Raw genomic sequence first — 23154 nt, forward strand, 5'->3', positions numbered from 1 at the left:
GCTTATGGATTTTAGACAGCTATACTACTATAGAGAAATTATTCGAGAAGCAAGTATTTCTAAGGCAGCTGAAAAGTTACATATTGCTCAACCACCCCTTAGCCAGTTATTAAAACGTTTAGAAGATGAGCTTGAAACAACACTGATTCACCGTTACCGACAAAAGTGGGAAGTCACTGAAGCGGGTCGTCTTTTATATGATTACGCAAGTCAAATAATTGGCCAGTCTGATCAACTTAAAAAGAGAATTCATGAACTTGAGATGGGTCAAGGTGGAACCATTGAAATAGGCGTCTCATCCTCATGATATAACTTATTAATCGACTATCTTCATAATTTCCGGTCACTCTATCCAAATGTTAAGATACTCATCCATTCCGGTGATTCTGAAACTTTAATTGAAAAACTTAAAGAAAAGGAAATAGACATTGCCATTGTCATGCGTCCTTCAATGACTGATGATTATGATGTTAAAACACTCGAGAGTGAGCCTAATATTTTAATCACTCCAGAAAGCTGGGCGAGTAGTTTACCAGAAGAACCAGAATTAAAAGACCTGGTCCATCTTCCCTTTATTATGCTCGGTGCAATGAAGGACTATACTTTTAGAAACGATTTACTCAAGTCATTCGCCCGTCGAGGAATCAAACCAGATATCGTCATGGAGTGTAAAGACCTACCTATTTTGGTTTCGTTGGTCAGTCACGAACTCGGCATCTCTATTATTCCTGGTATGAATAAAAAATCCCTAGTTACAGAACATCTAAAGATCTATAAATTACCTCAGTTAGAAGTGACTGTAGAACCTGTCTTTTTAAAACTAAAAGATATACCGATGTCGACCGCTGCGAATAACTTTTGGGACTTAGTAAACTAGTAAAAACCCTCTCGGTAAATTAAATTTCCGAGAGGGTTAAACCAATTATAGAATTTATTTTACTTTTACAGGCATATCTTTCAAGATTCTCGATAAGATCCATGCGTAAACTATCGTTAGAACAACCGCAGCAATATGACCAAAGTATACAATCGCTTCACCCAAATAAGCTAAATCATTCATAAAGTTCTCAGTAAAGACTTGCAGAATAATTAATATTAGTCCAGCTACTATTGATGTCATTCCGGCTGCAAACCCTCTACTAAAGGCCGCTCCGATTAATGCACCTGTTACAAAGTACAGTGGTCCTTGTAAGAAAATAAATAGACCATTGCCAAACACCGATAAGCCTTTAATTTGCTCTTCCATCAAATAATCCCCTGCTAATGGTGTAAAGGATAATACAAAGTTAATGATAATCACCAAAACTGTTGTAATTACAGCTGTCAATATAGCTGAAGTTATCAATGATTTGAAAAATGTCTTTCTGGAAACACCGGAATTCACTGCCCATTCCAAGAAACCAAGGACCGTTGTTATTCCAACAACTGCAAAGTATATTCGTGCTGTTCTCATACCCGTTCCAAAGAATGAAGATGTCGGGTCATTTAGAAAACTGAGTATGATATATATAATGAGCAGTATCCCTAAAAATACAAAGGTGAACATCGATAATATATAAGTTAGAGACTGAGTCGTTTCTTTAAATTTTGTCTTCATTATTTACCTCCTATTAAACTTTAATTGCCGCATTGAGTACATATGCTCTTGCTATTATTCCAAGTATAATTATTGCGAAAAGCTGTACACCCAACACCAATAGTGGATTGTCGACATTCATAGTTGTGAACTCTCCAAAAGCTTGAGAATAATAACCACCAAGTCCACCGACGATAAAACATACAAAAATACCTAAAATAAAATTCTTAACAAATGAGTAGAACACTATCAGACCAATAAAGTAAGTTAGTAAACCTGATAAAATAGCAACAATATTTATAATAATATTTTCCGTGATTGTCCAATTTTGAATAATTTCTCCACTTAAGCTAGGAAACAAATTAAGTCCCAAGGAAAAAATATTCATCAGGATCATACTGTAAAGACTTAGAAACAATACTGTCCCTATGCTTTCCTTGAAGTATGTCTTCCTAGATTTACCATGACCAACTTGTTTTTTTAATACCATAAAAGCAAGTGTGCCAAATACAAGCATTCCTATACTGAGTGAGCTGATATGAGCTTGGTAGAATATCTCAGCTGGTTCATTCAAAAAATGAATAATTGAACCAACGACAAGTGTCATCAAGGTCATATATATCAATATCCATAATAGAAATTTATATAGAGTTTTCTTTTTTATAGTTATCATATAATCACTCCTGACCTTTATCGTCATTAGTCAGACTTATGAATAACTCCTGTAGTGCTAGACGTGAAATATCTAGATGATTATCTTCAGCGAACGCCATTTCTTCTGGACTTAAATAACCAATAACTGTATCGATTTGTAAAGCACCTAAAAACTTCACATTGATAACGTTCTTATTAGCAGTAAATTCCCTTACTTTCTCCGCCTTACCAGCGACTGTGAATCCTTTCTCTAATAAATCATCCGTCGGTTCTTGAAGTAAAATCTTGCCATTGTGCATCATGACAATCTCATCAAATAAGTGTTCCATTTCAGAGATAATGTGCGTAGATAAGATGATGATACGCGTGCCTCTACGTTTAGCTTGCAATACTTCTTCATAGAATAACTCTCTTGTTGGTGCATCCATGCCATTTGTAACCTCATCAAAGATGGTTACTTTCGATAAAGAAGCTAAGCCCATAGACGCATTCACTGCCGCTTGTTGACCTTGAGATAATTCATTGAAATTTTTATTTTCATCAATTTTGAACTTCTTCAGTAACTCATTTGCATATTCTTGATCGAAATCATCCCTAAACATCGCATGACTTTCCGGGTACTCTTTTACTTTATCCGTCTCAGATGAAGTATCTTTAACATTGTAAATAAAATTAACATGCTGCATCATTTCATCTTTTTCATATATTGTTTTCCCATCCAAGGTAATTGAACCTTGAGTTGCTTTTCTATAGGAAGCAATTAAAGAGATTAAAGAAGTTTTCCCTGCACCATTTCTTCCTAGTAAGCCATATATTTTTCCTGGAGTGAACGTTACATTGATATCACTCAAAATCTCTTCCTTATTTATGGATAAACCTACATTTTCAATATTTAAATTCATTACTTTTCACCTCTATTATCAATTAGTTTTTGAATATCGGATTTACTTAATTCCAACTTCTTAGCTTCGTCTAACATCGGTTTTAAATAATCCTCAACAAATTCTTCTCGTCTGACGGTTAACAATTTCTCTCTCGCACCTTCTTCAACAAACATGCCTACACCCCTCTTTTTGTAGAGTATGCCTTCTTCAACTAACTGCGTTACACCCTTAGAAACTGTGATGTGATTAACTTTGAAGTATGTCACTATCTCATTTGTCGATGGAATCTTGTCATGCACTTCTAATGTCTCGTCTATAATTTGATCCGTTAGCCAATCCTTGATTTGAGCATATATCGGTTTTTTATCGTTCAACAAACTTGTCAAATGTATCCCTCCCATCACCTTGTACTTATTCGACAGGTACACTGGTTATATATCTATGTATATAACTATATAACCATATATGAATTTTGTAAACCCCTTTGTGGGATTTTCATATAAATAGAAGGGTTAGACTAGGGAGATAGCTTGCTTGTTGAGCCTCGTTTTTATTTCGAATCGGACCTCCTGTCATTGCTTAGCTTCGTTTTTATTTCGAAGCGGACCCAGTACTATTGCTCAGATTCGTTTTGGTTTCGAAGCGGACCTAGTGCCAACGCTCAGACTCGTTTTTATTTCGAAGCGGACCTAGTAATATTGCTCAGATTCGTTTTGGTTTCGAAGCGGACCTAGTGCCTGCGCTCAGATTCGTTTATATTTCGAATCGGACCTAGTGCCGCTCTTCATCTTCCTACAATCCCAATACAACAAAAAAAGCATCAAAAACCTTATATAAAGATTTTTGATGCGTATATATTTCTTTTTATAGTTTTGCGATACCGATAATTACAAGGATCCAGCTGATTAAGAACATTACGCCACCGATTGGTGTGACTGCTCCGAGTATAGACACACCTGATAAGGCGAGGACCATCAGTGAACCTGTAAAGAAGATAATTCCTGCTAACATGAACCAACCTGCTGCAGTTAAGAACTGTGCACCTGTCACTTGGATTAAAATACCAATCGCAATAAGTCCTAATGCATGGTAGAACTGATACTTAACAGCAGTTTCCCATATGTCTAAATAGTGCTGTTCGAGTTTTGCTTCTAAAGCATGTGCACCGAAGGCACCGCATGCAACGGCAATTAAAGCATTAATTGCACCGAGTATAACGAATAATTTCATCAAGAACTTCCTTTCGTTTAAATCACTTTTTTATTTTTATAGTAAATCATAAATAATGATGCCACATATATTAATAAACTAAATACCAAGAGCCAACCACTGATGAGTAGCATCTGTGCACCTGGTGTATACATCGCACCTGCAAATGCTGTGGCAAGGGCAATCCATCTTATATAATTCAACACTTTAGACCAAGGTTTCTGATACTTCTCTTGTAACTTGATTTTATAACTCTTTCCTAGAAAAGTTAAACTAAACACAAGGACACCTATAATAATAAACGCTAACATAATTTACACTTCCTACTCTAAAAATCGAAGATATCTCCACCGTGTCCGCCTGCTTTGTCTTCAGCTTGCTGATTTATAATTTGTCTACTGACAACTGGACTGGATTCAGTTCGTTCTTCAGTTGTTTCTTTAACCGCTTCGTCATCCAAAACATCCAACAGCCGCTTCATCGTATACACATGCTTTTCAATATCCTCACTATTTTTAAGCAAGGCAAGTTCATTTTCAAGCTGCGCAATTACTCTTTCGTTCATTATTTCTCGCTCCAATCGATTGGTTTCAACCCCTGACTCACTAGATAGTCATTGGTTTGACTAAAAGGTTTTGATCCAAAGAATCCTCTATATGCTGACAATGGACTCGGATGTACAGATTGGATGATGTGATGTTTAGTCGTATCGATGAGTTTAATCTTCCTCTGTGCAGGTTTGCCCCACAAGATAAAAACCACGCCCTCTAAATTGTCAGACACCGCTTCAATGACGCTATCGGTGAATACTTCCCAGCCTAAACCTCTATGTGAGTTTGCTTGACTCTCATCAACGGTGAGTACCGTGTTTAATAAAAGTACCCCTTCTCTAGCCCAGTCTTTTAAACTGCCAGAGTGACGTTTGATACCTAAATCAGCTTCTAATTCCTTGTAAATATTTCTTAAGGACGGCGGCAACTTAATACCATCGTTTACTGAAAAGGCTAAACCATGGGCTTGACCTTCCCCGTGGTAAGGATCTTGACCGAGAATAACAACTTTCACATTTTCAAAAGGTGTTAAATCAAATGCTGTATAAATTTCTTCTCTTGGTGGAAAGACATTTCCTGATTGATAACGTGAACTTAAAGTTTCTTTTAAAGTGGAAAAATCATGATTTTCATTTATCTTTTTAAATACATTGTCCCAATGTAATTTTGTCATTTCTTACTCACCTTCCATTAAAGTTTCATTATATCACCGAAGTAAGCAATGCTCTAGAATTACAAGGTAAATTATAGTAGAATGACAATATCTATATGTAGTTACTAGGAGGAAAATATATGGCTTTAGCAAAAACGTTAACAATTGCTGGTACCGATGTAAGTGGAGGTGCAGGAATTGCAGCAGATTTAAAAACTTTTCAGGAACATGAAACATACGGTTACAGTGTCTTAACAACTGTCGTTTCGATGGATCCAGGTACATGGTCACACCGTGTAAGTCCAATTCCTGTAATTGATGTTAAAAACCAACTGGAGACAGCACTATCGCTTAATCCAGACGTTATAAAAACAGGTATGCTCCCTTCTGAAGAAGTTGTTGAACTTTCAAAAGATGCCTTCCTAAATTCAAATGCTAAACATTTCGTAGTTGATCCTGTAATGGTTTGTAAAGGGGACGACGAGGTTCTAAACCCAGGATTAGTTGAATCAATGATCGAAAATCTAATTCCTAATGCTACGGTCGTTACACCTAACCTTGTAGAAGCTGGCCATTTAGCGGGTGTTAAAACACCGCGTACGCTTGAGGAAATCAAGGATGCAGCTAGATTAATTCATGAAAAAGGTGCCAATAATGTTGTCGTTAAAGGTGGTACTGGTATCGAGGGAGATAATGCAATTGATGTCTTCTATGATGGTAAAGAAATGCACTTACTAGAGTCACCAAAATTTGACTCTTCATATAACCATGGTGCAGGTTGTACTTTTGCGGCTGCAATCGCAGCAAACTTAGCAAATGGAAAATCACCATTAGAATCAGTTCAAGACGCTAAATCATTCGTTACAAGTGCCATAAAAAATGGTTGGAAGATGAATGATCATGTTGGCGTTGTGAGACATGGTGCATACAATTCAGTAGAGAAAATCGAAGTACTCGATAAGGTATTGAACTAAGTTGAGAGATAGCTTGCTATCTCTTTTCTATTCAATGACTAACTATTTAGGAGTTTGCTATTCATGGAAATGAAAAAAATTGAAAAGAAAAAAGTTCAGGAAATTTTAACGAGTTTTCAAAATACACCGGTTTATTTACACGTTGAAATTACCAGCGGTATGTACGCAAGCCACCTAGACGATAGCGTTTTTAATGCCGGAACTTTCCTACGCAATATTCAAGTCGAATATATTCAAGGTACAATCCGAGGCGGAAATCGTTCTAAAGAGCACCGTGTCGGTTTAAAATTGACTAACGGTGGTTGGATTTACGTACTCGGTCTTACACATTACATTGTGAACGAGGACGAGGCGTTTATTATGCATGGCTTTAACGGTGAAGGCAAACTTGCTGCAGCTCTAGAAATCTCAACCAAACCATTTACTAAGTAGGAGGCTGTTCCATGGATTTTGCAAATGAAAATCATGTACTTGTTGTCTTCCCCCACCCTGATGATGAAGCATTTGGTGTGAGTGGGACAATTATGAAATATATAGATGCGGGTGTTCCCGTCACTTATGCATGCCTTACATTTGGCGATATGGGTCGCATGTTAGGATATCCACCTTTCGCTACAAGAGAATCACTTCGTGCCATTAGGAAAGCTGAAGTTGAAGAATCAGCTAGAGTAATGGGGCTTAAAGACTTACGTCTCTTAGGCTTCAGAGATAAAACACTTGAATTCGAAGAAAAAGGAATTCTAAAAGAGGTCATTACTAACTTAGTAGAAGAATTATCTACAACACGTATCATTAGTTTTTACCCTGGCTATTCTGTGCACCCTGACCATGAAGCAACTGCTGATGCAGTGATTGAAGCGGTTAAAGATATGCCTATAAAGGATCGTCCAAAGTTACAGATGATTGCCTTTGATAATCGAACTTTTGATGATCTTGGTGAACCTGATATCGTTAATGATATCGATGGTTACACCGACCGTAAGATGGAAGTCATGGCTGCCCATCGTTCTCAAACAGGTAAGCTGTTAGAAGACTTAGCAGCTGATACTCAACAAGGTGACGACGCACGTAATCGATGGATGAAATACGAAAACTTTTACAGTTATGAAATAGATTAAGGAGTATCACTATGGAAGAATATGATCTAACGACACGAGAAGGTCGTTTTAAACATTTCGGCTCAGTAGACCCTATCGTTGGTTCGAAACCGAAGAAAAAAGAAGATATGGCAGACTTACAAAACTCTCGTAAAGACTTCTTATTCGAAGTCGATTCAGTAGGAATCAATAACTTAACCTACCCTGTTGTAATTGGAGATTTCCAATCCGTTGGTAATTTCGAACTGTCTACAAGCTTAAACAAAGACGAAAAAGGTATCAATATGAGCCGTCTAATTGAGTCTCTTGAAACTGTAAATGAAAATGGCGTCCCATTAAATTTCGATACAATAGAGTCTCTATTATTGCACTTAAGAGAACGCATGAATCAGAATGATGCAGGAGTAACAGTTGATGGAACTTGGTTCTTTAACAAACCTTCACCAGGTACGAACATCAATGGTATCGCTCATGCAGATGTAAAATATTCAGCTTCTCATGATGGAGAAAAATTCACACGTAAACAATTTGGAATGACTGCACAAGTTACAACACTATGCCCATGCTCAAAAGAAATTAGTGAATATGGTGCACATAACCAACGTGGTAATGTTAAGGTGCTCATCGACATTGATGATAGTGTTGAATTACCTAAAACTTATAAAGAAGACTTATTTGAAATACTAGAAATAAATGCATCTAGTCAACTATTCCCAGTGTTGAAACGTACAGATGAAAAAATGGTCACAGAACGTGCTTATGAAAACCCACGTTTTGTTGAAGACCTCATTCGTCTTGTAGCTTACGACCTAGTTGAATTACCATGGGTCAAAGGCTTTGTATTGGAATGCCGTAACGAAGAAAGTATACATCAACACGACGCATTCTCAAGACTGAAATATCAAAAATAATATATAATAAGTAATCCGCACCTCACCTATTTCAGGTCAGTGCGGATTCTTATTGTATTTAATGAGAATCATCTGCTTCTTCGGATTGCATATCATGTTGTTCGTGTGAACCGTCTCCGTGATTATGGCTAAATCCAAAGGACATAGTAAAGATAGAACCTGCAACAATAATTGCCGCCAATATGAAGGCGTGGAAGATCATATGCCACGGTGCATGAGTGGTTCCGCGCTCTGTAATATGCATGAACATAAATAACTGTATAAAGGCTTGAATGACTGCAAGTGCTAGAACTGAAATAACAATCCACATCACTGGCATATCTGATGAGAGTGCAGTCCAGGCAGCTAATATAGTCAGTAACACTGATAATACAAAACCAATTATATGATTTATAGGATATTTCTTTTTGTTATTCTCACTCATCTACAACACCATCCCTAGCATATAGACTGCAGAAAAGATGAAGATCCAAACCACATCTAAGAAGTGCCAATATAGACTTAGAACAAAGGCCTTCCTAGTTGTAACAGGCGTCAAGCCACGTTTTCTGAGTTGAATAATTAATGCTACCATCCAACCAATCCCTAGGAGTACGTGCAAACCATGTGTACCTGTTAAGGTGAAGAAGGCTGACCAATAAGCACTAGATTGTAGTGTCACACCTTCATGTACATAGTGCACGAATTCATATATTTCTAAGCCTAGGAATGATAAGCCTAGTAGTAAAGTTACTGCTAACATACTAATAAGCCCTTTTAATGACTGCTCTCTCATAAAGTGAACTGCCAAGCCACATGTGAAACTACTTGTCAGTAGTAAAAAGGTCATAATGAGGACGATGTTTGGTTGAAACATCTCCACTGTAGTCGGGGCATCAGCTGTACGTCCCATTAAGACAGCATGAGTGGCAAACAAGGTTCCAAACAATGACATCTCAGCAGCTAAAAATAGCCAGAACCCAATTATTTTATTCTGTCCTTCTTCAGTACTATATTCCATTGAGACATCAGTTCGAATATCTTCACTCATTTTCAGCCCCCCTTAACTCGCGTTCTATACTTTCTATTTCATCAACTTCAAAGTGATAGCCATCTCTATAATCAAATGATCTCATTATCATCATTACGATTGTAGCGATGAGCCCAATGACCGCTAGCGTAATCCATTCAAAGACTAGGAAGAAACTTGCAAAAAACATTATTGCCGTCATAATAAAAGGCTGTCCAGTATCATTAGGCATGTGTATTCTTGATAATTTACGCTTATCGAAAGTCGTTTCACCTTTCTTTTTCATTTCAATTAAGGCATCAGTAGAATCGACTTCTGGTAGAGTGGCAAAATTATATTTTGGTACTGGTGTTGGTGTTGCCCACTCAAGTGTTCGTCCTACACCCCACACATCTCCGTCTAACTGACGGGTACTCTTGAGGTAGCTGTAGACGATACCGTAAACAAATATTGCGAAGCCAGCACCCATAACAAAGGCACCAATTGTTGAGATGAAATTAAGGGTGAACCATTCTGGACCTGCCGTAAATAACCTTCTTGCCATTCCATCTAGCCCTAGGAAATATTGTGGGAAGAAGGTGACGTGGAAGCCAATTAAGAATAACCAGAATGCCCATTTATTTATTCTTTCATTTAACTGGTACCCAAACATCTTAGGGAACCAGAATATTAGACCTGCAAAACTTGCAAATACAGTACCTGGAATAAGTACATAGTGGAAGTGAGATACGAGGAAATACGTGTTATGGAACTGATAATCAGCAGCTGCCATTCCTAACATAACACCCGTTACACCACCAATTGTAAAACTTGGTACAAAGGCTAATGACCATAGCATAGGTGTCGTAAATAAAATCTTAGATTTATAGATTGTCGCCAACCAGTTAAAGATCTTCACACCTGTCGGTATGGCAATTGCCATTGTTGTAATAGAAAAGATTGAGTTAACAAAGGCGCCAGCACCCATTGTAAAGAAGTGGTGCACCCAAACAACAAAGCTCAGACCTGCTATACCAATAATTGCCCATACCATTGTTTTGTACCCAAATAATTGCTTTTGAGCAAAGGTCGCAATTATTTCAGAGAAAATACCAAAGGCTGGTAAAATTACGATATAAACTTCAGGGTGTCCCCACATCCAAAACAGGTTCGCCCACATCATCGGCATACCTTCACCTGTCAATGCAAAGAAGTGAGAGCCAAAAATACGATCAATCGTCATCAATGCCAATGCCACTGTTAAAATTGGAAAGGCAAAAATGATAATAAATGATGTAATTAACGTGGACCAAGTGAATATTGGCATCTGAAACATTTTCATTCCCGGTGCACGCATTCTCAATATCGTCACCATTAAATTAATTCCTGTTGCTAAAGTTCCGATACCTGATAATTGTAATCCTAATAGGTAAAAGTTAATTCCCGGACCAGGACTTAATTCTGCACCTGCTAGTGGTGCGTAATTGGTCCATCCCGCATCTGGTGAACCACCAATAACAAAAGATAAGTTAAATAGTAAAGCACCAAAGAAGGTAGACCATAAACTCACAGCATTTACATAAGGAAATGCAAAGTCACGTGCACCGATTTGTAATGGTACGATATAGTTCATTAAACCAATTAAAAACGGCATTGCAACAAAAAATATCATGATTGTTCCGTGCGTCGTAAACACTTCATTATAATGTTGTGAATTTAAAAAGTTCATATTTGGGAATGCGAGCTGAATACGCATCATTAACGCGTCAACACCCGCTCTAAAGAACATCGCTAAGGCGATGAGAATGTACATAATACCAATCTTTTTGTGGTCGACTGTAACTAACCATTCATTCCATAGCCATTTCCATTTTTTAAAGTAGGTCAAAACAAAAATGATCGTAGCTGAAACTAATACAATCGAAACCATCCCTATATAAACTAAGGGCTCTCCGGTTACAAAAAATTCATCCAATTGCATATACTTGACCTTCCTTCATCATTCTGAAATTTCATTTGGTTTAAATTCTGGTTGATTGTATAAATCTAAACCTTTTTCATACTTTTCTTCATGTCTTTCGACGGAATAATCTCTGAATTCATTCTTTCCATGATTGACCCAATCCAGATGCGTAGATGAAAATGTTTTTTTGTCAACTATACTCGGTGCTAATATCTCATCGTACTTCTCTTGAGTTAATTCAGGTTCATTTTGCTGTACGTCTGTGACCCAGCTGTCAAATTCATCATGTTTGACGGCATTCACTTCGAACGTTTGTGCAGCAAAGCCTTCACCTGTAAAGTTTGAATTTCTACCTAGGAAGGTCCCTTCTTCATCTGCTTGCAGATAAAGTACGTTTTCCATACCTGCCATCGTATACTTTTGCCCACCTAAACGAGGTATCCATAGGGATGCCATTGAATCTGCAGAAGATAATCTAAATTCTACTGCTCGGTCTGTTGGGATATTTAAATAGTTAACAGTCTCCACCCCTTCTTCAGGGTAACTAAATATCCACTTCCAGTCCGCAGATGTTGCATATACAACGAGTGGCTCTTGATCACTTGAAGATTCAGGTGGTTCCTCAAGTTGAAAGAGCAAATTAATAGTCGGTATGGATAAGGCAGTGACAATAAGAATCGGTATTGTAAACCAAACGATCTCTAGTTTCATATTGCCATGCATTTCTGGTTTATAATCTGATGGCTTTCTGCCTTTACGATTGGCTCTATACTTGATAACAAAAACAGTAAAAATAGTAAAAACAACAACAATAATACCAGCCATAAAGTATAAAGAGTAATAAATTAAATCTCGCTGACTCTCAGCAACTGGACCAGCAGGATCAAATACCTCTAAATTACTACATCCAGATAGGATTAGAGCAAACATAACCATGCTCAATATAGAACTTATTTTGTACATTCTTTTCTTTCTCTTCATTGTTCACACTCCATATGTGATTTACAAATAAATATAAGAGACTCACACGCATTATATTATCTATTTGTTTCGCCCATAAACCTATTTTGTCGAATTCTCATAGAATGTTGACTGAATCGTAATATTTCTGCCACTTTCACAAAAAAACCTCGACTGTTCATAAATCTGTCGAGGATGTTTCATCAATCTTTTGTTGTTTCTTCTTTGTTCTTAAATTTTTAAAAAAATTTCTAAGTAATGCTGCACAGTCCTCAGCCATTATTCCGCTGATGACATTTGCACGATGATTGAACCTTGGTTCATCCAATAAATGCATTAAACTATCTACAGTACCGCCTTTAGGGTCCGGCGCCCCGTAGACAACCTGAGGTACTCTAGACATAATAATGGCGCCGGAGCACATTACACAGGGCTCTAGAGTAACGTACAATGTACATTCTTCTAATCGAAATGACCCAAGAACTTTAGCCGCTTCTTGGATCACTAACAACTCAGCATGTGTCACTGGGTTTTGACTCGTTTCTCTTAGGTTATGCGCTCTCGCAATTATCTCATCATTCTTAACTACGACAGCCCCAATTGGCACCTCTTCCAAGGCTTCTGCCTTATGTGCTTCTTTTATTGCTTCAGCCATGTAGATCTCATGCATCGAGAATAAAATCTCCTTCTTGATTAAATAAGTCCTTCACACTATCAATAATCATATTGGCACCATTTAAATGGCTTTCTGAGCTCGTCCCACTTAAGACACCAATCGTATATAAGTCTTCTTCATAACCAAGCATTGTATCCGCATGATTGTCACCAATCATCACAAGCTCTTTAACTTTATACTGGTGCTTATCCAGGAAGGGTTTAATGAACCTAAGGTCAGGCTTGTGGAAATCATTATCATCTCCACAAATAATATCGAAGATGTATGGTTCGAGATTAAACTTCTCTATAAATCGAAGTGTGGAATCTCTACTATCACTTGTGACAATGACATTTTTAAAACCAAGTTTTTGACCTTTTTTAAGAGCATCTAGTGCACCGTCAATCAATACCATCTCGTCTCGAAGCATATCGAGATTTGATTCATAGAAGTCTTTTGCCCATTTCGCTCCACCATTACGGTAAGACTCAAATACTTTGTGAATATCTCGACCTGTACCTTGAGCAATAGTAGAATTCGCCTGTATTTCACCATTAACATATCCTAAATCTTCAGCGACTTCTTCTTTTATATCTTCTGCATCAAAGTCCTTAGCGAATACATCTATACATTTCTTAGCATATGGTGTCCACAACTTCTGAAAATTGAGCAAGGTCCCGTCCTTGTCATATAATATTACTCGACTCATCGTCATCCTCCATGACTAGGTAGGACCTTCTCTAGGAAGCTACCTATATTTTTTCTTAATTGCTTCAATCATAGTGTCCGTCATTTTATCAATATCGAATTTAGCATCAAAGCCCCACTGACGCTTCGCCTCAGATGAATCGATACTATTTGGCCAACTTTCTGCAATACCTTGTCTCACTGGATCGACATCATAGCTTAATTCAAAGTCTGGGTAGTGGCGACGAATAGACTCAGCAAGTATTTCTGGATCAAAGCTTAGTTTTGAGACATTGAAAGCATTTCTATCTTCAAGCTTATCAGCATCTGCTTCCATAAGGTCAATAATTGCTTGAATCGCATCATCCATGTACATCATATCCATAAATGTACCTTTGTCGATAAACGATGTATACTTACCATTTTTTACTGCTTCAAAATAAATTTCAACAGCATAATCTGTTGTCCCACCTCCTGGCTCTCTCACATGTGAGATTAGACCAGGGAAGCGTACACCTCTAGTATCTACACCAAATTTTTCATAGTAATAGTCACATAGAAGCTCTCCAGATACCTTGTTTACACCATACATCGTCACTGGACGTTGGATTGTTGTTTGTGGTGTTTGATCTTTTGGTGTTGAAGGTCCAAATGAACCAATAGAACTTGGTGTAAAGAATTGTAAGTTTAAATTACGTGCAACTTCAAGTGCATTCACTAAGCCGCCCATGTTAATTTCCCAAGCTAGATGTGGATTTTTCTCACATGTCGCACTTAATAATGCAGCAAGATGCATTATTGTGTCCGCTTTAAACTCACGTGCAATTCTTTCCATCTCTTCATAGTTTGTAACATCCAAAGTTTCAAATGGTTTACCTTCAAGCGGTGAATCTACAGGTTCTTTAATATCTGTTGCTAAGACATTGTCCTCACCGTAAATTTCTCTTAACTTAACGGTTAATTCCGTTCCAATTTGTCCTAGTGCACCAGTTAGTATAATACGTTTCATTGCCTTTTCCCCTTAAATATTGAAGATTTTCAGTTAATAATTCCGAGTTCTTTACCGACCTTAGCGTATATTTCTAAAGCTCTGTCTAGCATTTCTTTAGTATGTGCTGCAGTAGGCATATTTCTCACGCGTCCTGTCCCTTTTGGCACTGTTGGGAAGACGATTGATTTAGCATAGACGCCTTCTTCTTTTAGACGCTTAGAGAATTCTTGAGCTTTCTTCTCGTCACCAATAATACATGGTGTGATTGGTGTTTCTGAGTCTCCGATATCAAAGCCAAGATCTTTAAGTCCTGCTTTTAAGTAGTCCCCATTTTCCCAAAGTTTGTCATGTAGTTCAGTTGAAGCCATTAGCATTTTAACAGCCTCAGTGATTGCTTTAGTATCTCCTGGAGTTAAAGAAGTTGAGAATAAGAATGGGCGTGCAGCAACTTTTAAGTAGTCAATTAAGTCTTGTGACCCTGCAACATAACCACCGACAACACCAATTGCTTTAGATAATGTCCCCATCTGTAAATCAATTTCTTTTTCTAGACCAAAGTGTTTTACTGTTCCTGCACCTTTGCCCATTACACCAGAGCCATGTGCATCATCCACATAAGTAATAAGGTCAAACTCTTTAGCAATCTCTACGATTTCAGGTAATTTTGCAACGTCACCATCCATAGAAAAGACGCCATCAGTAATGTACATTACTTTTTTGTAAAGGCCTGATTCTACGGCTTCCTTAGCTTTTCTTCTTAAATCATCCATATCCGAGTGATTAACACGAATGATTTTCGCGCGTGATAAACGACACCCATCAATGATAGAAGCGTGGTTAAGCTCATCTGATAGAATTGCATCCTCTTTATTCATTACCGCTTGAATTGCTGCCATATTACAGTTAAAACCAGATTGGAAGGCTACAGCCGCTTCTGTACCTTTAAATTCTGCTAATGTGTTCTCTAGTTCTACGTGTAAATCTAACGTACCGTTAATTGTCCGTACCGCACCTGCACCAACACCGTGAGACTGAACTGCAGATATTGCTGCTTCCTTCAATTTCTCTTCTGTCGCTAAACCTAAGTAGTTGTTAGAAGATAAGTTAACCAGTGTTTGTCCACCGATTTTAATTTCTGGACCATTTGCCCCCTCTACTGTATCGATTACGTTATATAGTCCATTTTCTTTCAAATAGTTCAGGTTATCCTGTAAATACTGTTCTAATTTTTTTGACATATACGTCCCCTCCTTGACTTTTATTTTAGCATATTTAAGCGTTTACCTTTAATGAAAGCCTATTGTTTATATAATGCTAATTTTCTAATATTTTAAGCTATCTTAGTTTAAAAGTATCCAAAGTTTTGATAAGATGAATAGAAAAAAACAATACGGAGGTTGACCCATGAGCATTAAAGAAATAGCGTCCCAGAAACTCCCTGAGATGATTAAGAATCGCAGACATATGCATATGCATCCTGAGGTTTCATTTAAAGAGAAAGAAACTTATCAGTTTATACTAAATCATCTACAGCAGTACCCTGAACTTAAAATTCGTGAGAATGTGGGCACCAATGAACAAAATGAAGGTAGAGGTATCGTTGCCTCCATTGGTGAAGGTCATCCTCACATTGCGGTACGTGCAGATTTTGATGCATTGCCAATCGAAGATCAAAAAGACGTCCCATATAAATCTCAAAATCCAGGTGTTATGCATGCCTGTGGTCACGATGGACACACATCGACCTTACTCGCATTGGTCGATACAGTTGTACTGAATAAGGCAAATTTAAAGGGGACTGTGTCCTTTATCTTCCAATACGGCGAGGAAGAACAACCTGGTGGTGCCATGGCTATGACCAATGATGGTGCCTTAGAAGGTGTAGATAAAGTATACGGCCAACACTACTGGAGTCAATTTGATACCAATGAAATTCAAACACGTCCAGGTGCCTTAATTGCCAGTCCAGATGGATTCTACATCACTATTAAAGGTTCTGGTGGTCACGCTGCTTATCCAGATACGACTGTGGATCCAATTGTGGTTGCTGCTGAACTCATCACCAATCTCCAAACAGCTGTATCTAGACAAATCTCTGCTATCGACAATGCAGTCGTGACAGTAGGTAGTGTCCAAGGTGGAGATGCTTTTAATGTCATTCCTGATACAGTACGTGTCATCGGAACGGTGAGAACGTTTAAACAAGAAGTAAAAGAAAAAATATATGAGATTTTTAAAGCTGAAGTCGAGCATACGACCAAAAAACGCGGGGCAACCTATAACATGGACTACGTATTCGGTTACCCAGCAGTCATTAATCATGAGGAAGAAGCTAAAGTTATCGAAGCTGCAGCAAAATCACTCGATTTACCGTATAAAGAAGCAGATCCATTAATGATTGGTGAAGATTTCTCTTATTATATTTTGGAAAAACCAGGTGCCTTCTTCTACACAGGTACGGGAAACATCGACAAAAACTCTCGTCATGCCCACCACACAGATATGTTCGATTTAGATGAAGATGGTTTAGAAAGTGCGCTGATGATGTTCATGAAAATTCTTGAATTAGAGTCGGTGATTGAATGGAACTAAAACAAATTGAATCTCAGGTTAAATCGCATTTCAATGAAACGGTAAAAATCCGTCGTCATCTGCATATGTACCCCGAACTGTCCTTTCAAGAAGTCCATACACCGGCCTACATCGCAGAGTATCTAAGAGGACTCGGTATAGAAGTTCAGGAAGGTGTCGGTGGCCGCGGGGTCGTCGGTAAGTTGATTGTCGATGAATCACTACCTACGGTCGCACTTCGGGCAGACTTTGATGCCTTACCAATTCAAGACTTAAAGGACACACCATACAAGTCCACTGTTCCAGGTGTTATGCACGCCTGTGGGCATGATGCACATACTGCCATTGTCTTAACGGCCGCAAGGATTTTAAGCAGTATGAAAGATCAATTAAAAGGCAATATTGTCTTCATACACCAACATGCGGAAGAAGTAGATCCTGGTGGTGCCATTCAAATGATTGCTGATGGCTGTCTTGAAAACGTGGATGCAATATTCGGAACACATGTTACTACGTCTCTTGATGTTGGAAAGGTCGGCTACAAATATGGTACAGCAACAGGCATGCCCGATGACTTCACCATTAAACTCAAAGGTCTGGGCGGGCATGCGTCCCGTCCACATAATGCAATTGATCCAGTAGCTGCCGGCATCTCACTCTGCAACCAACTTCAATATGCAGTCACAAGAAAATCCAATGCAATGGATTCAGTTGTTTTATCGATTACAATGTTTAATGCTGGCAGTCAACACAATATCATCCCAGATGAAGTCACAATTGGTGGAACAATTCGTACCTTCAACCATGACATGCAGGATTTAATGATTACTGAGTTGAATAACACTTTGGAAGGACTCGTTAGAACTACGGGGGTTTCATATGATTTGGACTATATGAGAGGCTATCCACCAGTCGTTAATGATGATGAAATGACTGATATAGTCGTTAAGAGTGCAAATAAAATCAGTACTGTATCTGAAACCATTCGTCTAGAACCAGACCTTGGTGGTGAAGACTTTTCTTACTACCTACAAAAAGTTCCAGGTACATTTTTCTATACGGGTGTTAAAAACTCTAGTTTTAAGGCAGACTTCCCTCACCATCATGGCCACTTCGATATCGATGAAAAAGGGATGATGAATGCAGTCAGTGTCATGCTTGAATCTGTATTTACCTATTTTGAAAAGGAGTCACAATAATGGACATTAAAAAAGTCATAGATGATAATTTCGAGTCAATGGTAGAACTTCGTAGATATATGCACCAATATCCAGAAGTATCCTTCCAAGAAGAAAATACTAAAGCATGGATTTACGAACAGATTAAAGATCTTGGCTTAGATATTAGAGAGAATGTTGGGGGTAATGGTATTGTCGCACGTCTTCAAGTAAATGATTCTTACGAAACAGTTGCGATTCGTGCAGATTTTGACGCCCTACCAATACAGGATGAAAAAGATGTACCCTACCGTTCTAAAACGCCTGGTGTCATGCATGCATGTGGGCATGATGCGCACACAGCGATGCTGATTACAATGGCAAAAGTGTTATCAGCGCATAAGGAGGAGTTGCCTGTCAATGTAGTATTCCTTCATCAACATGCTGAGGAGTTACTACCAGGCGGTGCAAAAGCAATGATTGAAGATGGTGCCTTAGAAAATGTTGACTATGTCATTGGCACACATGTTTCTACAAAGTTCCCTGTCGGTACAATTAAATATAACTACGACACGATGTACGCAAATGCAGACTCCTTTAAAATTGTTGTCAATGGACTAGGTGGTCACGGTGCAACCCCACAAGTTACAAAAGATCCAATTATTGCATCAGCATCCCTTATTCAACAGATACAGACTATTGTCTCAAGATCAGTCAGTCCATTGGATTCTGCTGTAGTTTCTATAGGCGCCTATAATGCAGGTTCTGTCTTTAATGTCATACCTGGTAAAGCAGAAATAAAAGGTACTTTCAGAACGTTCACTGAAGAAGTTAGACAAATTGTTGCAGAGAGACTAGAGCAACTATGTATGGGAATCAGCGCAAGTTTTAATGTTCATGCCGACATTGAAATCACATACGGTTACCCTTCATTAAAAAACGATCACGAGCTACTTGATTACGTCATCGATAATGTAAGAGAAGATTCATTTTATGTTAAGGATGTTGAAGAAGTAGGTCCTGCCATGGGAGGAGAAGACTTTTCGTATTTTGCAGAAAATCGACCAGGATGTTACTTCTATACTGGCGTGAGAAATAGTGATAAGAAAGCTGATACACCTCATCACCATCCTCATTTTGATATCGATGAAGATGGAATGAAGACAGGTGTAGAAACTATGTTAAAAGCTGTACTTAACTTTAATAAGAAATAAACACAAAAAAGCTGAGATCATTTGATCTCAGCTTTTCTTATATCAAAAAATTATTATTTAATGATTTCAGTTACAACGCCTGATCCTACAGTACGTCCACCTTCACGGATTGAGAAACGAGTACCGTCTTCAATAGCGATTGGTGAAATAAGTTCTACTGTCATTTCAACGTTGTCTCCAGGCATAACCATTTCAGTTCCTTCTGGAAGGTTAACTACACCAGTTACGTCAGTTGTACGGAAGTAGAACTGAGGACGGTAGTTAGTGAAGAATGGAGTGTGACGTCCACCTTCGTCTTTTGAAAGAACGTAAACTTCTGCTTTGAAGTTTGTGTGTGGTGTGATTGAACCAGGAGCTGCTAAAACTTGACCACGTTGGATGTCTTCACGTGATACACCACGTAGAAGGGCACCAATGTTGTCACCAGCTTCTGCATAGTCAAGAAGCTTACGGAACATTTCAACACCTGTAACAGTTGTTTTCTTAGACTCTTCAGTGATACCGATAATTTCGATTTCTTCACCGACTTTGATTTGTCCACGCTCAACACGACCAGTTGCAACTGTACCACGACCTGTAATTGAGAATACGTCCTCAACAGGCATCATGAATGGTTTGTCAGAGTCACGTTCTGGAGTTGGAATGTACTCATCAACTGCGTTCATAAGATCAAGAATTTTTTGCTCGTAGTCAGCATCGCCTTCAAGAGCTTTAAGTGCTGAACCAGCGATTACAGGAATGTCATCTCCAGGGAAGTCATACTCAGAAAGTAATTCACGAACTTCCATTTCAACTAATTCTAGTAATTCTTCATCGTCAACCATGTCAACTTTGTTTAAGAATACTACTAATGCCGGAACACCTACGTTACGTGAAAGTAAGATGTGCTCACGAGTTTGAGGCATTGGGCCATCTGCAGCAGATACTACTAAGATACCGCCGTCCATTTGTGCAGCACCAGTGATCATGTTTTTAACATAGTCAGCGTGACCTGGGCAGTCAACGTGTGCATAGTGACGTTTTTCTGTTTCGTATTCGATGTGAGACGTGTTGATTGTGATACCACGCTCTTTTTCTTCTGGTGCGTTATCGATCATGTCGTAACTTTGAGCTACACCGTCACCGTGCTTAGAAAGTACAGTTGCGATTGCTGCTGTTAAAGTTGTTTTACCGTGGTCAACGTGACCAATTGTACCAATGTTGGCATGTGTTTTCGAACGGTCAAATTTTTCTTTAGCCATTGTAAAATACCTCTCCTTATATATAACATTATTTTTTATTTAAAACCCAAGGTGGGGTAACCCACCTTTGGAGTCTTTCTTACAACACTTATAAAGCATTTGCTTAAAAAAATCAAGTATATGAATTAAGCACCAGTGTTTTTCTTGATGATTTCTTCTGATACTGACTTAGGCACTTCTTCATAGTGATCAAATACCATAGTATAAGTACCGCGACCTTGAGTGTTAGAACGTAGTGCAGTCGCATAACCGAACATTTCAGAAAGTGGAACGAATGCGTTAACAACTTGTGCGTTACCACGCGCGTTCATACCTTCAACACGTCCACGACGACTTGTTACGTCACCCATAATGTCTCCTAAGTACTCCTCAGGCATTACGATTTCAACTTTCATCATTGGCTCTAAAAGAACTGGTTTACACACTTTAGCTGCTTCTTTAAGCGCTAATGATGCAGCTACTTTAAAGGCCATCTCAGAAGAGTCGACATCGTGGTAAGACCCATCGTAAAGTCTAGCTTTAACGTCTACTAATGGATAACCAGCAATTACACCGTTTTCCATTGAGTCTACAAGTCCAGCTTCAACAGATGGAATGTATTCACGTGGAACTACCCCACCAACGATTGCGTTTTCGAATTCGAAACCGCCACCTTGTTCGTTTGGAGTGAATTCGATGTGAACATCACCGTATTGACCACGACCACCAGACTGACGTGAGAATTTACCTTGAACCTGTGCAGGCACTGTAAATGTTTCACGGTATGATACCATTGGCGCACCAACGTTACATTCAACTTTGAATTCACGTTTCATACGGTCAACAAGTACGTCTAGGTGAAGCTCACCCATACCACCGATAATAACTTGTCCAGTTTCCTTATCAGTACGTGCTGTGAAAGTCGGGTCCTCTTCTTGTAACTTAACAAGAGCAGTTGTTAACTTGTCTTGGTCACTCTTAGACTTCGGCTCAACCGATAAGTGAATAACCGGCTCAGGGAATTCCATAGATTCAAGTACAATATCAAGTTTCTCTTGTGTAAGCGTATCACCAGTACCAGTATCTTTAAGACCTACTGCAGCTGCGATATCTCCTGAGTAAACAGTTGAGATTTCCTCACGTGAGTTGGCGTGCATCTGTAAGATACGTCCAACACGTTCACGCTTATCTTTAGTAGTGTTCTGTACATAAGAACCAGCGTCTAGTGTACCAGAGTAAACACGGAAGAAAGTTAATTTACCAACGAATGGATCTGTCATAACTTTAAATGCAAGTGCTGCGAATGGTTCTGAATCGTCAGGACGAGCAATGTACTCTTCTTCCTCATCGTCAGTTTTATGACCAACGATTGGTTTAACATCTAATGGTGATGGTAGGTAGTCGATTACTGCATTTAATAGTAATTGAACACCTTTATTTTTAAATGCAGTACCACAAAGTGCAGGGTAGAACTCAACATCACAAGTCGCTTTACGAATTGCTGCTTTAAGCTCATCTACAGATAGGTCTTCTCCACCTAGGTATTTTTCCATGACGTCTTCGTTGACATCTGCTAAACCTTCGATAAGAGATTCTCTAGCTTCTGCTGCTTCATCTGCGAATTCTGCAGGGATTTCTGTAATTTCAATATCAGTACCTAAGTCGTTACTGTATAGGATTGCTTTCATTTCAACAAGGTCAATAATCCCTCTGAAATCATCCTCAGATCCGATTGGTAACTGAATTGGGTGTGCATTCGCTTGTAAACGGTCTTTGATCGTGCCTACTGAATACTGGAAGTCTGCACCGATCTTGTCCATTTTGTTGACGAATACTAGTCTTGGTACGCCGTAAGTTGTCGCTTGGCGCCAAACTGTTTCTGTTTGTGGTTCAACACCTGATTGTGCATCAAGTACTGTTACCGCACTATCGAGTACACGAAGTGAACGTTCAACTTCAACAGTGAAGTCTACGTGTCCAGGAGTATCGATAATGTTTACACGGTGGCCGTCCCACTGAGCTGTAGTTGCAGCAGATGTGATAGTAATACCACGTTCTTGCTCCTGCTCCATCCAGTCCATTTGTGATGCACCTTCGTGCGTTTCACCTAATTTGTGGATACGTCCTGTGTAATAAAGAATACGTTCAGTCGTCGTAGTTTTACCTGCATCGATGTGTGCCATGATACCGATATTACGCGTTTTCTCTAAAGTGAATGGTCTTGCCATGAGTATTCTTTG

The 23154-nt window shown here is 38.7% G+C and carries 27 protein-coding genes; 9 read left to right on the forward strand and 18 right to left on the reverse strand.

From position 1 onward, the window contains the following. Positions 1–4 precede the first annotated feature (4 nt). Both EYB29_RS11595 and EYB29_RS11600 read left to right on the forward strand, forming a co-directional pair. Positions 5–307, forward strand: coding sequence for a LysR family transcriptional regulator (locus EYB29_RS11595; RefSeq protein ID WP_240921846.1), 303 nt, complete (start codon positions 5–7; stop codon positions 305–307). A gap of 12 nt (positions 308–319) precedes the next feature. Continuing rightward, the gene (locus EYB29_RS11600; protein WP_256370667.1) at positions 320–877 is read left to right on the forward strand and encodes a LysR family transcriptional regulator substrate-binding protein; all 558 of its coding nucleotides are present in this window, start codon (positions 320–322) and stop codon (positions 875–877) included. A gap of 54 nt (positions 878–931) precedes the next feature. On the opposite strand, the gene EYB29_RS07315 is transcribed toward EYB29_RS11600, so the two are convergent. From EYB29_RS07315 to EYB29_RS07350, 8 genes are all read right to left on the reverse strand, one after another. Continuing rightward, positions 932–1597, reverse strand: a complete 666-nt coding sequence (locus tag EYB29_RS07315) for a hypothetical protein (protein WP_166627010.1) — start codon at positions 1595–1597, stop codon at positions 932–934. A gap of 13 nt (positions 1598–1610) precedes the next feature. Next, a complete protein-coding gene (locus EYB29_RS07320; RefSeq protein ID WP_166627011.1) occupies positions 1611–2249 on the reverse strand; it encodes a hypothetical protein in 639 nt (212 codons plus the stop codon). A 4-nt stretch (positions 2250–2253) separates the two neighbouring features. After that, complete coding sequence (locus EYB29_RS07325) at positions 2254–3132, reverse strand: ATP-binding cassette domain-containing protein (protein WP_166627012.1); 879 nt, start codon at positions 3130–3132, stop codon at positions 2254–2256. Next, positions 3132–3500: a GntR family transcriptional regulator gene (locus EYB29_RS07330; RefSeq protein WP_026866120.1), complete on the reverse strand. Its 369-nt coding sequence runs from the start codon at positions 3498–3500 to the stop codon at positions 3132–3134. The genes EYB29_RS07325 and EYB29_RS07330 overlap by 1 nt, the downstream gene beginning before the upstream one ends. Before the next feature lie 478 nt (positions 3501–3978). Next, positions 3979–4344 carry a DUF423 domain-containing protein gene (locus EYB29_RS07335; RefSeq protein ID WP_166627013.1) on the reverse strand — a complete coding sequence of 122 codons (366 nt, stop codon included), beginning with the start codon at positions 4342–4344 and terminating at the stop codon, positions 3979–3981. Between the two features lie 17 nt (positions 4345–4361). After that, positions 4362–4634 (reverse strand): hypothetical protein, encoded by a 273-nt coding sequence (locus tag EYB29_RS07340; RefSeq protein ID WP_166627014.1) that lies wholly within the window; start codon positions 4632–4634, stop codon positions 4362–4364. Positions 4635–4651: 17 nt separating this feature from the next. Then, entirely contained in the window at positions 4652–4888 is a 237-nt protein-coding gene (locus EYB29_RS07345) for a YwdI family protein (protein ID WP_166627015.1), read from the reverse strand. Then, positions 4888–5547, reverse strand: coding sequence for a uracil-DNA glycosylase (locus tag EYB29_RS07350; protein ID WP_035855713.1), 660 nt, complete (start codon positions 5545–5547; stop codon positions 4888–4890). Before EYB29_RS07350 ends, EYB29_RS07345 begins: the two co-directional genes overlap by 1 nt. Positions 5548–5666: 119 nt before the next feature. On the opposite strand from EYB29_RS07350, the gene thiD reads away from it, so the two are divergent. The 4 genes from thiD to folE2 all read left to right on the forward strand — a co-directional run bounded on the left by thiD (position 5667) and on the right by folE2 (position 8508). Continuing rightward, positions 5667–6500 (forward strand): bifunctional hydroxymethylpyrimidine kinase/phosphomethylpyrimidine kinase, encoded by an 834-nt coding sequence (thiD, locus tag EYB29_RS07355; protein WP_026866125.1) that lies wholly within the window; start codon positions 5667–5669, stop codon positions 6498–6500. 69 nt (positions 6501–6569) lie between these two features. Beyond that, positions 6570–6932: a DUF1806 family protein gene (locus EYB29_RS07360; RefSeq protein ID WP_026866126.1), complete on the forward strand. Its 363-nt coding sequence runs from the start codon at positions 6570–6572 to the stop codon at positions 6930–6932. A gap of 11 nt (positions 6933–6943) precedes the next feature. Then, positions 6944–7618 carry a bacillithiol biosynthesis deacetylase BshB2 gene (gene bshB2, locus EYB29_RS07365; RefSeq protein ID WP_026866127.1) on the forward strand — a complete coding sequence of 225 codons (675 nt, stop codon included), beginning with the start codon at positions 6944–6946 and terminating at the stop codon, positions 7616–7618. Between the two features lie 11 nt (positions 7619–7629). Continuing rightward, positions 7630–8508, forward strand: coding sequence for a GTP cyclohydrolase FolE2 (folE2, locus tag EYB29_RS07370; RefSeq protein ID WP_026866128.1), 879 nt, complete (start codon positions 7630–7632; stop codon positions 8506–8508). A 58-nt stretch (positions 8509–8566) separates the two neighbouring features. Here folE2 and EYB29_RS07375 read toward each other — a convergent pair whose 3' ends face one another. The 8 genes from EYB29_RS07375 to EYB29_RS07410 all read right to left on the reverse strand — a co-directional run bounded on the left by EYB29_RS07375 (position 8567) and on the right by EYB29_RS07410 (position 15990). Then, the gene (locus EYB29_RS07375; protein WP_026866129.1) at positions 8567–8932 is read right to left on the reverse strand and encodes a cytochrome C oxidase subunit IV family protein; all 366 of its coding nucleotides are present in this window, start codon (positions 8930–8932) and stop codon (positions 8567–8569) included. Next, positions 8933–9538 (reverse strand): cytochrome aa3 quinol oxidase subunit III, encoded by a 606-nt coding sequence (gene qoxC, locus EYB29_RS07380; RefSeq protein ID WP_166627016.1) that lies wholly within the window; start codon positions 9536–9538, stop codon positions 8933–8935. Then, positions 9531–11477: a cytochrome aa3 quinol oxidase subunit I gene (qoxB, locus tag EYB29_RS07385; protein ID WP_026866131.1), complete on the reverse strand. Its 1947-nt coding sequence runs from the start codon at positions 11475–11477 to the stop codon at positions 9531–9533. The genes qoxC and qoxB overlap by 8 nt, the downstream gene beginning before the upstream one ends. An 18-nt stretch (positions 11478–11495) precedes the next feature. Continuing rightward, positions 11496–12440 (reverse strand): cytochrome aa3 quinol oxidase subunit II, encoded by a 945-nt coding sequence (gene qoxA, locus EYB29_RS07390; RefSeq protein WP_026866132.1) that lies wholly within the window; start codon positions 12438–12440, stop codon positions 11496–11498. A 157-nt stretch (positions 12441–12597) separates the two neighbouring features. After that, positions 12598–13089, reverse strand: coding sequence for a tRNA adenosine(34) deaminase TadA (gene tadA, locus EYB29_RS07395; protein ID WP_035855716.1), 492 nt, complete (start codon positions 13087–13089; stop codon positions 12598–12600). After that, positions 13082–13783, reverse strand: a complete 702-nt coding sequence (locus EYB29_RS07400) for an HAD family hydrolase (protein ID WP_026866134.1) — start codon at positions 13781–13783, stop codon at positions 13082–13084. The genes tadA and EYB29_RS07400 overlap by 8 nt, the downstream gene beginning before the upstream one ends. A gap of 39 nt (positions 13784–13822) precedes the next feature. Then, positions 13823–14770, reverse strand: coding sequence for an NAD-dependent epimerase/dehydratase family protein (locus tag EYB29_RS07405; protein ID WP_166627017.1), 948 nt, complete (start codon positions 14768–14770; stop codon positions 13823–13825). 29 nt (positions 14771–14799) lie between these two features. Then, the gene (locus EYB29_RS07410) at positions 14800–15990 is read right to left on the reverse strand and encodes a glycine C-acetyltransferase (protein ID WP_026866136.1); all 1191 of its coding nucleotides are present in this window, start codon (positions 15988–15990) and stop codon (positions 14800–14802) included. 166 nt (positions 15991–16156) lie between these two features. On the opposite strand from EYB29_RS07410, the gene EYB29_RS07415 reads away from it, so the two are divergent. From EYB29_RS07415 to EYB29_RS07425, 3 genes are read left to right on the forward strand one after another with little or no spacing between them, the layout of a single operon-like run. Next, positions 16157–17344: an amidohydrolase gene (locus tag EYB29_RS07415; RefSeq protein ID WP_026866137.1), complete on the forward strand. Its 1188-nt coding sequence runs from the start codon at positions 16157–16159 to the stop codon at positions 17342–17344. Further along, positions 17335–18522: a M20 metallopeptidase family protein gene (locus EYB29_RS07420; RefSeq protein WP_026866138.1), complete on the forward strand. Its 1188-nt coding sequence runs from the start codon at positions 17335–17337 to the stop codon at positions 18520–18522. The genes EYB29_RS07415 and EYB29_RS07420 overlap by 10 nt, the downstream gene beginning before the upstream one ends. Continuing rightward, positions 18522–19694 (forward strand): M20 metallopeptidase family protein, encoded by a 1173-nt coding sequence (locus EYB29_RS07425; RefSeq protein WP_166627018.1) that lies wholly within the window; start codon positions 18522–18524, stop codon positions 19692–19694. The genes EYB29_RS07420 and EYB29_RS07425 overlap by 1 nt, the downstream gene beginning before the upstream one ends. A 53-nt stretch (positions 19695–19747) precedes the next feature. On the opposite strand, the gene tuf is transcribed toward EYB29_RS07425, so the two are convergent. Both tuf and fusA read right to left on the reverse strand, forming a co-directional pair. Further along, the gene (gene tuf / locus EYB29_RS07430; protein WP_166627019.1) at positions 19748–20935 is read right to left on the reverse strand and encodes an elongation factor Tu; all 1188 of its coding nucleotides are present in this window, start codon (positions 20933–20935) and stop codon (positions 19748–19750) included. Positions 20936–21060: 125 nt separating this feature from the next. Beyond that, on the reverse strand, positions 21061–23142 hold the full coding sequence (fusA, locus tag EYB29_RS07435; RefSeq protein WP_026866141.1) for an elongation factor G: 2082 nt from the start codon (positions 23140–23142) through the stop codon (positions 21061–21063). Between the last annotated feature and the right edge of the window lie 12 nt (positions 23143–23154).

Origin of the sequence: Jeotgalicoccus sp. S0W5, assembly GCF_011634875.1 — a bacterium.
Classification (GTDB): Bacteria; Bacillota; Bacilli; order Staphylococcales; family Salinicoccaceae; genus Jeotgalicoccus; species Jeotgalicoccus marinus.

Excerpts from the sequence above, each read along its gene's own strand:
- EYB29_RS11595 (WP_240921846.1), top strand. The coding sequence starts at position 5 with ATGGATTTTAGACAGCTATACTACTATAGAGAAATTATTCGAGAAGCA.
- EYB29_RS07315 (WP_166627010.1), bottom strand. The coding sequence starts at position 1,597 with ATGAAGACAAAATTTAAAGAAACGACTCAGTCTCTAACTTATATATTA.
- EYB29_RS07320 (WP_166627011.1), bottom strand. The coding sequence starts at position 2,249 with ATGATAACTATAAAAAAGAAAACTCTATATAAATTTCTATTATGGATA.
- EYB29_RS07325 (WP_166627012.1), bottom strand. The coding sequence starts at position 3,132 with ATGAATTTAAATATTGAAAATGTAGGTTTATCCATAAATAAGGAAGAG.
- EYB29_RS07335 (WP_166627013.1), bottom strand. The coding sequence starts at position 4,344 with ATGAAATTATTCGTTATACTCGGTGCAATTAATGCTTTAATTGCCGTT.
- EYB29_RS07340 (WP_166627014.1), bottom strand. The coding sequence starts at position 4,634 with ATGTTAGCGTTTATTATTATAGGTGTCCTTGTGTTTAGTTTAACTTTT.
- EYB29_RS07345 (WP_166627015.1), bottom strand. The coding sequence starts at position 4,888 with ATGAACGAAAGAGTAATTGCGCAGCTTGAAAATGAACTTGCCTTGCTT.
- EYB29_RS07350 (WP_035855713.1), bottom strand. The coding sequence starts at position 5,547 with ATGACAAAATTACATTGGGACAATGTATTTAAAAAGATAAATGAAAAT.
- thiD (WP_026866125.1), top strand. The coding sequence starts at position 5,667 with ATGGCTTTAGCAAAAACGTTAACAATTGCTGGTACCGATGTAAGTGGA.
- EYB29_RS07360 (WP_026866126.1), top strand. The coding sequence starts at position 6,570 with ATGAAAAAAATTGAAAAGAAAAAAGTTCAGGAAATTTTAACGAGTTTT.
- bshB2 (WP_026866127.1), top strand. The coding sequence starts at position 6,944 with ATGGATTTTGCAAATGAAAATCATGTACTTGTTGTCTTCCCCCACCCT.
- folE2 (WP_026866128.1), top strand. The coding sequence starts at position 7,630 with ATGGAAGAATATGATCTAACGACACGAGAAGGTCGTTTTAAACATTTC.
- EYB29_RS07375 (WP_026866129.1), bottom strand. The coding sequence starts at position 8,932 with ATGAGTGAGAATAACAAAAAGAAATATCCTATAAATCATATAATTGGT.
- qoxC (WP_166627016.1), bottom strand. The coding sequence starts at position 9,538 with ATGAGTGAAGATATTCGAACTGATGTCTCAATGGAATATAGTACTGAA.
- qoxB (WP_026866131.1), bottom strand. The coding sequence starts at position 11,477 with ATGCAATTGGATGAATTTTTTGTAACCGGAGAGCCCTTAGTTTATATA.
- qoxA (WP_026866132.1), bottom strand. The coding sequence starts at position 12,440 with ATGAAGAGAAAGAAAAGAATGTACAAAATAAGTTCTATATTGAGCATG.
- tadA (WP_035855716.1), bottom strand. The coding sequence starts at position 13,089 with ATGCATGAGATCTACATGGCTGAAGCAATAAAAGAAGCACATAAGGCA.
- EYB29_RS07400 (WP_026866134.1), bottom strand. The coding sequence starts at position 13,783 with ATGAGTCGAGTAATATTATATGACAAGGACGGGACCTTGCTCAATTTT.
- EYB29_RS07405 (WP_166627017.1), bottom strand. The coding sequence starts at position 14,770 with ATGAAACGTATTATACTAACTGGTGCACTAGGACAAATTGGAACGGAA.
- EYB29_RS07410 (WP_026866136.1), bottom strand. The coding sequence starts at position 15,990 with ATGTCAAAAAAATTAGAACAGTATTTACAGGATAACCTGAACTATTTG.
- EYB29_RS07415 (WP_026866137.1), top strand. The coding sequence starts at position 16,157 with ATGAGCATTAAAGAAATAGCGTCCCAGAAACTCCCTGAGATGATTAAG.
- EYB29_RS07420 (WP_026866138.1), top strand. The coding sequence starts at position 17,335 with ATGGAACTAAAACAAATTGAATCTCAGGTTAAATCGCATTTCAATGAA.
- EYB29_RS07425 (WP_166627018.1), top strand. The coding sequence starts at position 18,522 with ATGGACATTAAAAAAGTCATAGATGATAATTTCGAGTCAATGGTAGAA.
- tuf (WP_166627019.1), bottom strand. The coding sequence starts at position 20,935 with ATGGCTAAAGAAAAATTTGACCGTTCGAAAACACATGCCAACATTGGT.
- fusA (WP_026866141.1), bottom strand. The coding sequence starts at position 23,142 with ATGGCAAGACCATTCACTTTAGAGAAAACGCGTAATATCGGTATCATG.